12 protein-coding genes are annotated in these 12,527 nt (G+C 65.7%); 6 read left to right on the top strand and 6 right to left on the bottom strand.

From position 1 onward, the window contains the following. Nucleotides 1-26 precede the first annotated feature (26 nt). Genes lptF through RBA41_RS17945 form a run of 3 tightly spaced genes read left to right on the top strand, consistent with a single transcriptional unit; the run spans nt 27 to nt 2,724 of the window. Nucleotides 27-1,169, top strand: a complete 1,143-nt coding sequence (gene lptF, locus RBA41_RS17955; RefSeq protein ID WP_306625558.1) for an LPS export ABC transporter permease LptF — start codon at nt 27-29, stop codon at nt 1,167-1,169. Beyond that, complete coding sequence (gene lptG / locus RBA41_RS17950) at nt 1,166-2,359, top strand: LPS export ABC transporter permease LptG (protein ID WP_306625557.1); 1,194 nt, start codon at nt 1,166-1,168, stop codon at nt 2,357-2,359. The genes lptF and lptG overlap by 4 nt, the downstream gene beginning before the upstream one ends. Further along, nucleotides 2,359-2,724, top strand: coding sequence for a sirohydrochlorin chelatase (locus tag RBA41_RS17945; protein ID WP_306625556.1), 366 nt, complete (start codon nt 2,359-2,361; stop codon nt 2,722-2,724). Before lptG ends, RBA41_RS17945 begins: the two co-directional genes overlap by 1 nt. A 21-nt stretch (nt 2,725-2,745) precedes the next feature. On the opposite strand, the gene RBA41_RS17940 is transcribed toward RBA41_RS17945, so the two are convergent. The 5 genes from RBA41_RS17940 to RBA41_RS17920 form a co-directional block, all read right to left on the bottom strand. Beyond that, nucleotides 2,746-3,765 carry a LacI family DNA-binding transcriptional regulator gene (locus tag RBA41_RS17940; protein WP_229413729.1) on the bottom strand — a complete coding sequence of 340 codons (1,020 nt, stop codon included), beginning with the start codon at nt 3,763-3,765 and terminating at the stop codon, nt 2,746-2,748. 382 nt (nt 3,766-4,147) lie between these two features. Then, nucleotides 4,148-4,465, bottom strand: a complete 318-nt coding sequence (locus tag RBA41_RS17935) for a hypothetical protein (protein WP_306625555.1) — start codon at nt 4,463-4,465, stop codon at nt 4,148-4,150. 68 nt (nt 4,466-4,533) lie between these two features. Next, nucleotides 4,534-4,710, bottom strand: coding sequence for a hemin uptake protein HemP (gene hemP, locus RBA41_RS17930; RefSeq protein ID WP_099881501.1), 177 nt, complete (start codon nt 4,708-4,710; stop codon nt 4,534-4,536). Nucleotides 4,711-4,743: 33 nt separating this feature from the next. Continuing rightward, the gene (locus tag RBA41_RS17925) at nt 4,744-5,811 is read right to left on the bottom strand and encodes an AraC family transcriptional regulator (RefSeq protein WP_306625553.1); all 1,068 of its coding nucleotides are present in this window, start codon (nt 5,809-5,811) and stop codon (nt 4,744-4,746) included. Continuing rightward, nucleotides 5,808-6,734 carry a GGDEF domain-containing protein gene (locus tag RBA41_RS17920; protein WP_306625551.1) on the bottom strand — a complete coding sequence of 309 codons (927 nt, stop codon included), beginning with the start codon at nt 6,732-6,734 and terminating at the stop codon, nt 5,808-5,810. Before RBA41_RS17920 ends, RBA41_RS17925 begins: the two co-directional genes overlap by 4 nt. Before the next feature lie 283 nt (nt 6,735-7,017). On the opposite strand from RBA41_RS17920, the gene RBA41_RS17915 reads away from it, so the two are divergent. From RBA41_RS17915 to RBA41_RS17905, 3 genes are all read left to right on the top strand, one after another. Further along, the gene (locus RBA41_RS17915) at nt 7,018-9,594 is read left to right on the top strand and encodes a TonB-dependent receptor (RefSeq protein WP_306625550.1); all 2,577 of its coding nucleotides are present in this window, start codon (nt 7,018-7,020) and stop codon (nt 9,592-9,594) included. 19 nt (nt 9,595-9,613) lie between these two features. Further along, nucleotides 9,614-11,173 (top strand): phytase, encoded by a 1,560-nt coding sequence (locus RBA41_RS17910; RefSeq protein ID WP_306625549.1) that lies wholly within the window; start codon nt 9,614-9,616, stop codon nt 11,171-11,173. Between the two features lie 141 nt (nt 11,174-11,314). Then, nucleotides 11,315-11,761 (top strand): hypothetical protein, encoded by a 447-nt coding sequence (locus RBA41_RS17905; protein WP_306625547.1) that lies wholly within the window; start codon nt 11,315-11,317, stop codon nt 11,759-11,761. Here RBA41_RS17905 and cobA read toward each other — a convergent pair. Further along, nucleotides 11,750-12,520 carry a uroporphyrinogen-III C-methyltransferase gene (cobA, locus tag RBA41_RS17900; protein WP_306625545.1) on the bottom strand — a complete coding sequence of 257 codons (771 nt, stop codon included), beginning with the start codon at nt 12,518-12,520 and terminating at the stop codon, nt 11,750-11,752. The two genes, RBA41_RS17905 and cobA, sit on opposite strands and share 12 nt — an antisense overlap. Nucleotides 12,521-12,527 lie beyond the last annotated feature (7 nt).

Here is a 12,527-nt window from a genome sequence, read left to right as displayed (position 1 = left end):
GCCTAACCTGTGATTATAACTTTCGAATGATCTTTCAACGCGCCCTGCAACGTGAATTAGCCAGTTCGGCCGGGACGACTTTCACGGTGCTGTTTTCCATCGTCGCCACGTGGACCCTGATCTCCATCCTCGGCAAGGCCGCAGGCGGAAAGGTGGGGTCGAGCGACGTGCTGGCATTGATCGCCTTCGCAACGCTGAATTATCTGCCAACTATCCTGACTCTCACCAGCTTTATTTCGGTGCTGGCGGTGGTCACGCGCAGCTACCGCGATTCCGAGATGGTGGTCTGGTTCGCATCGGGCCTGTCGCTCACGCGCTGGATTCGCCCCATCCTCACTTTCGGCATTCCGATGATGCTCCTGACCGGCGCCCTGAGCCTGTTCGTGACGCCCTGGGCCAAGATGAAAAGCACCGAATTCGTCCAGCGTTTCGAGAAGCGCGAAGACCTGAAAAAGGTCTCGCCCGGCCAGTTCAAGGAATCCTCGTCGAGCAACCGCGTGTTTTTCGTCGAAGCCGTTACCGGCGAATCGACCGTGGTGCAAAATGTGTTCGTCAATACCATCGAGAAGAACGTCAATTCCGTCATCGTCGCCAAGGAAGGCGTGATCGAGTCCGACGGCAAGGGCGGCCAGTTCCTGGTGCTTAAAAACGGCCGGCGCTACCAGGGCGTGCCGGGCCAGGCCGACTTTCAATCGATGGAGTTCGGCCGCTACAGCATGCGCGTGGCCGCCAAGAGTTCGTCGATGAATGGCGATATCTCGTCCGACGCCATGTCCACCCGCGAGCTGCTGGCCACGCCCAACCGCTTTACCCAGTCCGAACTGCTGTACCGCATCGCCGCGCCGATCACCTGCCTGCTCCTGATCCTCCTGGCCATTCCGCTCGGTTTCGTCAATCCGCGCGCCGGCAGCGCGGCCAACCTGATCATCGCGCTGCTGATCTTTTTCACCTACATTAACCTGACCAAGCTGGCCGAGGCCAATGTCCGCCAGGGCAAGTCCGATTTCAACATGGCCTGGTGGCCGCTGCATCTGTTCGTGGCGATCCTCACCGTCGGCATGTTCGCATGGCGCCTGAACGTCAACCATCGCTATCACCCGCTGGTGTTGTGGGCTGCGCTCAAGCGCGGCCGGGTGGAGCAATCCGCGTCGACGGGAGCCGCAAAATGAAAGTGCTTCAACGTTATTTCGCGGTCTCGATCGCGCAGGCCGTCGCCTTTGTGCTGGTCGCCTTCCTGGCGCTGAGCGCCTTCATGGACCTGACCGGCGAACTGCCGTCGGTGGGCAAGGAAGGCTACGCGATCCAGCACGCCTTCTTGTATGTGCTGCTGCGCGTGCCCTTCCACGTGTACGAGGTGATGCCGGTAGCGACCCTGATCGGCACCATCTACACGATGGCGCAGTTCGCGTCGACTTCCGAGTTCACCATCATGCGCGCGTCGAGCATGTCGACCCAGATGGCGGCATGGATGCTGTTCAAGATCGGCTTCGTGTTCGTCATCATCACCTTCGTGTTCGGCGAGCTGATTGCGCCGCGCACCGCGCCGCTGGCGGAAAAGCTGAAACTGAGCGCGCGCGGCGCCACCGTGTCGCAGGAGTTCCGTTCCGGGATGTGGACCAAGGATATCGTGCGCACCGAAGGCACCAGGGGAACCGTGACCGGCTCGCGCTTTTTCAACGTGCGCCAGTTCCGCACCGACGGCCAGATGCTCGATGTGCGGCTGTACGAATTCGACACCAGCTTCCGCATGCGCTCCCTGATCACCGCGGCGCGCGCCGTCTTCACCGGCAACAGCACCTGGCGCCTGGAAGATGTGACCGAAACGCGCTTCACCAACACGCGCGAACTGCCGCCGCCGGGCGGCGCGGCTAACGCCACTGCGGCCGGCGCCAGCGCGCCAGGCACCTTCGGCCAGGAGACCAGCATGGTCGCCACGCGCAAGCTTCCCAGCATGGAGCTGGTGTCCGAGATCACGCCGAAGATCATTTCGGTATCGGCCTCGGACCCGGTGCGCATGTCGGCCACCGAACTGGCCATCTACACGCGCCACCTGTCCGAAAACAAGCAGGAGACCGAACGCTTCAAGATCGCGTTCTGGAAAAAGCTGTTCGGTCCGCTGGCCATTTTCGTGCTGATGGCGCTGGCGCTGCCGTTCGCCTACCTGCATACCCGCAGCGGCGGCGTGAGCCTCAAGATTTTCGTCGGCATCATGATCGGGGTCGGCTTCATTTTGATCAATAACCTGTTCGCCCACGTCGGCCTGCTCAGTTCCATGCCCGCCATCCTGGTGGCGATCGCCCCGAGTTTGCTGTTCCTGCTATTGGCCCTTGCGGCGCTATGGTGGGTGGAGAGACACTGATGACCCGCGCACTGATCCTGTTTGCCCACGGCGCCCGCGCCGCCACCTGGGCCGCGCCCTTCGAGCGCTTGCGCGAACTGACCCAGGCGCGCGCGCCGGGCGTGCCGGTGTCGCTGGCCTTTCTCGAACTGATGGAGCCGCGCCTGCCCGAACGCGTGGCCGAACTGGCCGCGCAGGGCGTCACCGCGGTGACGGTGGTGCCGGTATTTTTGGGGCAGGGCGGGCATTTGCTGCGCGACCTGCCGCTGATCGTCGAGCAGTTGCGGCTCGACCATCCGGGCATGGACGTCAAGGTGACCGGTGCGGTCGGGGAAGACCCGAGCGTACTGGCCGCGATGACCGATTTCTGCGTGGCGCAGCTGTAAGCGGCGCGCTTTAACCCGGCGTCAGCGTACCCGGCGCGTGGTTTCGCGCACCACCAGTTCGAGCGGCGGAATCTGCGCCACCACCGGTTCGCCGTTGATCAGCGCCAGCAGGGCATTGGTGGCGATGCGGCCCATGTCGTACAGGGGCTGGCGGATCGTGGTCAGCGGCGGCGTGGTGTACGAGGACCCCGGCAAATCATCGAAGCCGACCAGCGAAATATCTTCCGGCACCCGGATGCCCTTGCGGTACAGGCACAATCTCACCCCATACGCGCTCAGGTCATTGGCCGCGAATACCGCCGTGAACTGCTGGTTGGTCTCGAACAGATGGTTTACCGCCAGCAGGCCGCCGGATTCGTGGAAGTCGCCGCCCACCACCAGCTTGTCGTCGTACGCGATATCGGATTCGGCGAGCGCGCGCTTGTAGCCGATCAGGCGTTCGTCGGCATCGCGGTGGTGCGGCGGCCCGGTGACGAAGGCGATGCGCCGGTGTCCCAGTTCGACCAGGTGGCGCACCGCCATGAAGGCGCCGTTTTCGTTATCGAGCTTGAACCCCAGCGCGCTCTTGGTGCGCAGTTCGCGCCCGGTGGAGACGATCGGCCGGTGGTTCGCAAACTGCAAAATGGTGTCGTCGCCCAGGTGGCCCGACAGCAGGATGATGCCATCGACCTTGCGCGCCAGCAGAAGGCGGATGCGTTCCGTTTCTTCCACCGCGTTCCAGTGGCCGCTCACGATCACCGACGCGTAGCCCGTACCCTTCAAGCCATCGTCGACACCGCGCAGCGTCTCGTCGAAGAACGGGCTCGAAATATCCTGCACCACAATCCCGATGGTCATCGAGCGCCCCTTCTTGAGGCCTTGTGCCATCTGGTTCGGAGCGAAGTGCATCTTTTCGATCGCCGCCATGACGGCCGTACGCTTGTCGTCGGAGACCTTGGCGGTGCCGTTCAGGATGCGCGATACGGTGCTCGGCGAAACGCCGGCATGACGTGCAACGTCGATCAGGGTGGAGGGCGGGGCAGCGTTGTCGTGGTCGGTCAAGGGTAGGTCCTGGTAGGGGGCGGAACGGCTGTCACCGCGAGATTACCATAAGTGGAACGACCCACGAAATAAACAGCCGGCCAGAGTGTACACAGGTTGCGCGGCTTTGAAAACGTTTTCATGCGCGCTGGCTGGACTGGCGCCGGCGGTGCGCGCGGCACCACGGAATATTCGCACCGCGCCCGCCGGATCCGCCGGCCCACCCGCACCGATCATCGCCGTTACCGCGCCGTATCGGGCAAGGGGTCCGCGTCGCCGTCAGCGGCGCGGCGGGCGCCACGCGGGCTGGTAGCCGCGATCTTCAACGCCGGGTGGGCGATTGCGCGCCGCGCGAACGTATTGGCCCGCCCGGCCGGCAGGCCGCCGTGACCGCCGCTTGTCACTACTGGCGCGTGCCGCCCACGAAGCGCTTGAACAAGGTCGGGCGCGACGGGCGCGGCAGCGCCTGGTCGACCACCGCGGCCCATTGCTCCGACAATTGCTGGCACGTGGCGCGCAGTACCGGATTGAGGTCGGCATGACTGGCCAGCGCCTTGAGATGGCGCTCGATCACGGACGCCAGCTTCAGGCAGGGCCCGGCCTGCGCCGCGTTGGCGCTGTAGTGGGACATCAGGTGCAGCGCGGCAGACACCAGCAGCTCGGGCTGGGGCGGCGCGCTGGCCGATGCGGTAAATGCGGGACCTGCCATGTCGATAGCCATGCGATGCTCCTGTCAAAAAGGGATGGCTGGCTGGCGCGTGCAACGCTGGCTGGCTGGGGGTTGGTCGGTCAGGCGGTCAGGATCAGCTTGTTGAGCCGGGTGACCCGCAATTCGTAGATTTTGCCGTCGTGTTCGATCTGGATCGACTTGCCCTGGCGCAGCAGTTCCTGGCTGTTGACGCGCAGCGGAAGCGCAGGTGCGACAGGCGCCGGGATCGCGCGCACGGGTTGTTGGGTAGTATTCATCGCTGCCTTTCAGTGAATGAGAACAATTCTCATTTAGATTATGGCCGATGTGTCTCCCGATTGCAAGCGGTAAGCGTCGAGGCTTTGCCGCAACAGCATGGGCGTCATGCCGGTCCAGCGCTTGAAGGAGCGGCGAAAGTTGTTGGCGTCGTGAAAACCGAGGTGGCGCGCGACGGCATCGTTGTCGTGCCGTCCGCCATGGAACAGATGCAGGGCGACATGGGACCGCACCTGGTCGAGTTCGGCCTGGAAGTGGCTGCCGTGGCGCGCCAGGTGGCGTTTCAGGGTCGCCGGGCTGACGCCGAACTGGATAGCGCACTGTTCCAGCGTGGGCGCGCTGCGGATGTGCTCCAGCAGGTAATCGTACAGGGCGCACAACAGGCTGCGCTGGCCCGCTTGGCCGCTGCCGGCGTTGGCCGCGTCGACAGTGCGCCGCGCCACTGCCGCCGCCATCGCATTGGCGCGCGGCCAGGGGCGGTCGAGCCAGGCGGCGCCGATCAGCATGGCGTCGAGGTGGCAGTGAAAGCGCAGCTGTTCGCCCAGGTGCACCTCGTGCTGCTCGGTGTAGCGCGGCGGTGTGCGGTTGAAGCAGTAGCGCCACGGCAGGCGCTCGCCGCCCAGCCAGCGGCACATCGCGGACATGGCGGTCATGTGCATCTCCACCAGGAAGCCGCGCTGCTGGCCGGCGCCGAAACTGTCGGTCCAGTACAGCACACCGAGCCCGCCTTCCTCGCGAAAGCGCGGCGCCAGCAAGGGGCACAGCTGCATCTGGAAGCGCACCAGCAGCGCGATCGCCTCGCGCAGGCTGTGCGCGTGCATCAGCGCGTGGCTCAGGGCCCCGAAGTGCCCGGGCAGCATCTGCTGGCCCAGCATGAAACTCGTCTCCGGGCTTTTCAGGCCGGCGGCGACGTTGGCCAGCAATTGCAGGTATTCGGTGGGGCTGATGGCCTGCTGCGCGTCGGGCGCCTGCACGTCGTCCATGCCGGTGCCGGCCAGGATCGCGCGCGGCGCCAGGTCGCGGCTGCGCGCGTAGTCGAGCACCAGCGCGGGCTGGTGCTGCGCCACGATGCAGGCGTCGCCCGCTTGCAGGAAGCGGCTCACGCGGGCGCGGCGAAGCTGCTGGCATCCTCCGCGGCGGGAGCCGGCTGCGGCATGCGCCGTTCCAGCGCGCGGTTGATTTCCTTGAGCAACTGGCGCGGCTCGATGTCGACATGGCGCACCGCGTAGCGCACCGTCACCTGCAGCGCGTCGCCGCCGCTGTGGGTGTGATGGCGCAGCGTCGCCACGGCGCGGCGCAGCTGCTCGGCCAGTGCGCGCGCGGTGTCGGCATCGGTCCCCGGCAGCAGGATCGCGAAGCGGTCGCCCGCATAGCGGCACAGCAGGTCGGTGCGGCGCAGGTTCAGCAACAGGGTGTGGGTGACGGCTTGCAGCAGGCGGTCGCCTTCGCGCTGGCCGTGGCCGCGGTTAATCAGGTGGAAGCTGTCGATATCGACCATCAGCAGGCAGCAATCCGGGCCGGTGCCGCGTTCATGCTCGATGCGCAGCTGGGCGCGCAGGTAGTCGGCGTCGCCCACCTGGGTGAGGGTGTCGAACGAGCGGTGATCGCGGAACAGGCGCTCGCGCTTGTGCAGGTGCTCGTTGAGCATGAACTGTTCGCGGCGCCAGTCGAGCAGGCCGCAGGTGAGGGCGGCCATGCCGGCCAGCGTCAGGCCGCTCTCGATCACATGGTTCCACAGCTGGCCTTTGGGCACGCTGAAAAACTCGTCGAGGCAATCGGCGCTGGCGCCCAGCATCAGGCCGGCCAGGCCCGCGGCCAGCAGCGCGGTCACGCGGCCGGGCGGACGGCTGCTCAGCACCAGCACGAACCACACGCCGGCCATCAGGGCGATGCTCGCCTCGCTGGCGATATCGATCCACTTCCAGTCGGCGGGCGGCTTGGATACCCCGGCGAACGCAAACAGGAAGCAGCAGGCGACAAGGGCCAGCAGGGCCAGGACGAGCGGAGTGCGGTGTGAGTGGAGCATGGGCGAAAGGCCAAAGCCTTGCATGAGGGTGATACGTGCCGATACTAGCCTGCACGCGTGACAGGACGATGACAGGCGGGGGTGCAAACAGCGCAGCGGCGCCAGTCCGATCGGCTCACCATGCCCGCCGCGCCGGGCGGCGGCCCGCAAACCCCCGGGTCATTTCAGCTCATGTGCCGCCGTAAAAGCCCGTGTCGCCCGTGGTGGCGGGGGCCGTGTCACGAGATGGACATATTCGGTCTCTAGACTTCGCCCTGTTTTTCACCCATCCCACGGCGATCCTATGAACAGCGACAAACAACAACAGCGTCAGCGCGCAGCGGCGGGCGGCCTTCCGCGCCTGTCCCTCATTGCGTTCGGCATCCTGCAACTGTGCGGCGGCATCGCGCATGGCGCCGACAACGCCGCCGGCAGCAGCGAGGCAAGCGCGATCCCGGCGGACACCGTCGTCATCGCCGGCCACCGTTCGAGCATGAAGCGCGCGCTGGCGGCCCAGCAGAAGGCCGACAATATCGTCAGCATCGTCAGCAGCGACGATATCGGCGGCCTGCCCGACAAGAACGCCGCCGAGGCGCTGGCCCGCCTGCCCGGCGTGGCGGTGCAGCGCGACCAGGGCGAAGGCCGCTACATCGTGGTGCGCGGCATGGGACCCGATTACAACGCCGTCACCATCAACGGCGCTTCGGTGCCGTCGCCGGAAGCGGGCCGCCGCGCGGTCGCACTCGACGTGCTGCCGGCCGGCCTGATTCGTTCGCTGGAGGTGAGCAAAACCTTGATGCCCGACCAGGATGCCAATTCGCTGGGCGGCTCGGTCGACGTCAAGTCGCTGTCGGCCTTCGATTTGCCGGGCACGGCGCTGTCATTCCACGCTGGCGCCAGCCGCGATCAGAATACCGGCAAGACCAGCCCGAACGCCGGCGCCTTGTGGGCCGAGCGCTTCCTGGACGGCAAACTCGGTGTCGCGGCCGGCATCAGCGGCGAGCGCCGCAAGTTTGGCTCGGATAACGTGGAGACCGGCGGCGCCTGGAACAAGGGCAAGCTGTCCGGCCTCGAACTGCGCGATTATCTGCCCGAGCGCGAACGCAATGCGCTGGCGCTGAACGTCGATTACCGTCCGCAGGCCGGCCAGTCGCTGTATCTGCATACCTTTCTCAGCCGCTTTTCGGACGAGGAAGTGCGCGACCGCCTGTCGCTCGGTAACATCGCCGGCGGGGCCGCGTCGCCCGACACGGCGTTCACCGCGCGTGCCGAACGCCGCCTGCGCCAGCGCAAATACACGCAGCAGATCAGTTCCGCCGTCGTCGGCGGCGAACTGCGCGCCGGCGACTGGAAACTGGCCGCGTCCGCTGGCGCCAGCCGCGCCGGCGAAGACACGCCTGAGAGCATCAACGACGGGCGCTTTCGCGCCAGCGCCAACGTGGCCGGCCTGCGCTTTGCCGGCACCGACGTGCCACGCCTGACGGGGCCCGCCAGCCTGGTCGACCCGGCCAGCTACAAGCTGCAGGGCATCACCTTGCAGGCGCGCGACAGCAAGGACGCCGAGCGCCACGTCAAGCTGGACCTGAGCCGGCGCCTGGCGCTGGGCGACACTTCCGCCGACATCAAGGGCGGCGTCAAGGCCAGCCGCCGCACCAAGGAGAACGATACCGAGCAGTGGGCCTATACCAGCAACAAGGCGGGCAGCGGCAATTACTGGGGCGCGGGCAGCGTGTCGATGAGCGGCTTTACACAAGGTGCGCTGGACTACCCGTTCGCCAACCTCGGGCCTGGCCTCGATCCGGCGCTGATCCGCGCACGCGTGGCAGGTCTGGACCGTGCCGGCGCGCGGCTGGTGCCGGAATCGAACCTGAACGACTTTTCGATGGATGAAGATATCGACAGCGCCTACGTGCAGGCCGGCGCCGACATCGGCAACTGGCGCCTGCTGGCCGGCGTTCGCCACGAGCGCACCGGCTTTGCGGCGCGCGGCCAACAGGTATCCGGCACGGGCCTGCAGACGGTCTCGCGCAGCAACGATTATTCGAACTGGCTGCCCAACCTGCAGGCGCGCTTCGATATCGATAAGGATACCAGCGTGCGCGCCGCCTGGACCAACGCCGTCGTACGCGCCAATTTCAGCCAGCTGGCGCCCGGCATCAGCCTGGCCAGCAATACGGAAGCGGTGATCGGCAATCCGGACCTCAAACCGCTGAAGGCGGCGAACGTCGACCTGGGCATCGAGCGCATGCTGGGCGCCGACGGCGCGCTGTCCGCCTACCTGTACTCGAAGGACATCAAGAACTTCACCTACACCACCGATCTTGCAGGCAGCGGGGCATGGGCCGGCTACACCACCGCCACCAGCTACGCCAACGGCGAAAAGGCGCGCGTGAACGGCATCGAACTGTCGTATTCGCAGTCGCTGCGCATGCTGCCGGCGCCCTGGAACGGTATTCTGGTCGGCGCCAATGCCAGTTTTAACGATGCCAAGGCCACCATCGGCCGCTTCGACAAGGCCAGCGGCGGCCAGCTGACGCGCGAGATCCGGCTGCCGGGGCAGTCGAAGCAGATCGTCAATCTGATGCTCGGTTACGAAAACGGTCCCGTGAGCACGCGCCTGGCGCTCAATCACAAGTCGGCCTATCTGCTCGAAGTCGGCGGCGACCTGCTCGATGCGTCGCAGGACCGCTATGTCGATGCCCAGCGCCAGGTGGATTTTTCGCTCGCTTACCAGATCAACAAGCGTGTGCAGCTGGTCTTCGAGGGCATCAACCTGAATAATGAAACCTATTATGTGTACCAGGGCACCAAGCCTTACAACGTGCAGTACGAGCAGTACGGCCGCACCTTCAAACTGAGTCTGAAAGCGAACTTCTTCTGATATGACCATGAAAAAACACATGACCCGCGCAGCCGCCTTGCTGTGCATCCTCGCCAGCACGGCGGCGCAGTCCGCGGAGCGCATCGCGCTCGATGGCGGTGGCTGGCTTTCGCTCGACAAGCACGCCTTGCAGCTGACCGACGCCGCCGGCAAGGAACTGGCCCGCCTGCCGATGCGCGCCAAACAGCTCGACGTACGCAGCGCCGGCGGCAGCGGCATCGCCGTGGTGCTCGATGCGGACACCCAGCACGCGCTGCCGATCCGCGTCGATATCAAACGCGGCGAACTGACCCGCCTTGCGCCCCTGCCGCAGCAGCCTTTCGGAGTCGAAGGACTGTGCCTGTTCCGCGACCAGCAGGGGCTCGACTTCCTGTTCGTCACCGCCAAGGATGGTCAGGCCGAGCAATGGCTGATGCACGGCGCCACCCCGCAACTGGTGCGCAAACTGAGCATGCCGCTCGACGCCGGCCAGTGCAAGGTCGACGACGCGCGCCACACGCTGTATGCGAACGAGGAGGGCATCGGTACCTGGGCGTATGAAGCGAACAGCGAGGCGGCGCCGGCGCGCCGGCTGCTCAAGGCCGGTGCGCGTCTGCCGGTGGGACCCGCGGCGTCTCCGGCGGTGGTGGTCGAACCGCGCGCGCAGACGATGCCAGTGGCGCGCCTGGGCGACGTGGCGGACGATCCGGCGATCTGGGTTCACCCGCAGGATGCGGCCCGCTCGCGCGTGCTGGGCACGAACAAGAAGCAGGGCTTGATGGTGTACGACCTGCAGGGCAAGCAGCAGCAGTTCCTCGATGTGGGCCGCCTGAACAACGTCGATGTGCGCCAGGGGGTGAACATGGATGGCAAGGCGGTCGACCTGGCCGTGGCCAGCCAGCGCGACGACAACAGCGTGGTGCTGTTCGGTTTCGACGCCGACGGCAAGGTGGCTGAATTGACGCGCTTCGCGACCGGTTTTCCGGAGGTGTACGGCATTTGCCTGTTCCAGCCACGCAGTGGTGGGCTGGACGTGATCGTCAACGACAAGGGTGGGGCGTTCCGCCAGTTCCGCATCGCGAGGAGTGGCGACGCGTGGAGCAGCAAGCTGGCGCGCGAGTTCAAGGTGGACAGCCAGCCGGAAGGCTGCGTTGCCGACGACCGCAACGAGCGCCTGTTCATCGGCGAGGAAAAGCGTGGCGTGTGGACCCTGGCGGCGCGTGCCGATCAGCCGGTGGCGCGCAAGATGGTGCTCGCTGTCGGGCGTGACCTGCACGCCGATGTGGAAGGCATGGCGATCTACGAAGGCGCCAGGGGCGCGTATCTGATCGTGTCGAGCCAGGGCGACAGCAGTTATGTGGTGCTCGATGCGGCAGCGCCGTACAAGGTGCGCGGGCGCTTCAAGGTGGGCTTCAACCTGGCCGAGGGCATCGATGGCACGTCGGACACCGATGGACTGGATGTGACGTCGAAGAACCTGGGTGGTCCTTATGCACAGGGCATGCTGGTGATTCAGGATGGGTACAAGCGCATGCCCGATGGGCCGCAGAACTTCAAGTACGTCAGTTGGGAGGATGTGGCGAGGGCGTTGAAGTTGTAGTCACCCCAGCGCGGCAACGAGGGAGAAGGGAATTCGCAGTTGGTTTGTTCTGGATCAGTTCCAGACGTGTGCAGGGGTTTGACTGAGCCGGCGTTTGCGCTCAAAATTTCTTGATTCTCTATTCTCTCTCCGGTGCCCATCATGCTCAGTGCAACCCTGAAACTGCTGCTCCGCGAAGTTTCCCAAATCGCCAGACGCGGCCGCAATACACTCATCTCGCTGGCCGAAGAACGCCGCACCGCGCTGCGTCTCGACCGCCTGGCCGATCGCCTGGCCGGAATGGGATGCAAAATCGACATCTTGCGCAAGCGCATGAGCGACGGCCGGCTCGACGAACCGCTCGACGCCGATGCCAGCCTGCGTGAGGCACTGCGGGGACTGAAGGAAGATATCCGCACGGTGCGCTGCCAGCTGTCCGCCCTGAGCGGGCCGCGCAGTTCACCACGCCTGCAGCGTGCGTTCGCTCGTCTGGCGGCTATCGCGGAAAAAACCTATGCCGCGGCTGACAAGCTTCAGTGGGAAATCGATGCGCATGACCAGATGGACGGCGCGCAACAGGCGCCGTCCGCTGCGCAGTTAAGCGCTTAGCTGTGTCGCGTCGGGTGCCGCGTCGCCGCCTTGCGCGGTATCGATCGGCTGGCTGTCGCGCAGCCTCATGGCCTCGCCCAGCATCACCAGCACCGGGCCATGTGCCGGTCCGAGGCCGTGGGCCAGGGTCGCCAGGGTCAGGCGCATGATGCGCTGTTCCGGACGACTGCAGTTTTCGATCACCACCACCGGCGTGTCCGGCCGGCGGCCCTGGTCCAGCAGGCGCTGGGCCGTCACGATCGCCTCGCGCCCACCCATGTACTGCACCAGCGTGTCCGAATCGGGAACGACCGTCAGGTCGCCGTGTTCGGGCGCGGTGCTGGACGTGAAAAACGCCACGCTGCGTGCCACGCCACGTTTGGTCAGCGGCTGCTTGGTCGCCGCCGCCGCCGCGACCGCGGTGGTAATGCCCGGCACCACGTCGACCTCGATGCCCGCTTCTTCCAGCGCACGCAATTCTTCATCGGCGCGCCCGAACAGCATCGGGTCGCCGCCTTTCAGGCGCACCACCAGCGCATATTTATGCGCGCTGTCGACCAGCTGCTTGTTGATGAAGGCTTGCGCGGTCGACAACTGACCGCAGCGTTTGCCCACCGCGATCTTCACCGCCTGCGGACACAGTGCCAGCATCTCGTCGGTCACCAGTGCATCGTGCAGCACCACATCGGCCTGCGACAGCAGGCGTGCGCCACGCAGGGTGATGAGGTCCTGGGCGCCGGGGCCGGCGCCGATCAGATAGACTTTTCCGAGTGCTGACATAACTGTT

This window comes from Massilia scottii, assembly GCF_030846495.1.
Taxonomy (GTDB): domain Bacteria; phylum Pseudomonadota; class Gammaproteobacteria; order Burkholderiales; family Burkholderiaceae_D; genus Telluria_A; species Telluria_A violaceinigra.
The sequence above is the reverse complement of the archived record's forward strand: the minus strand, read 5'-3'. Positions and strand labels throughout refer to the sequence as shown.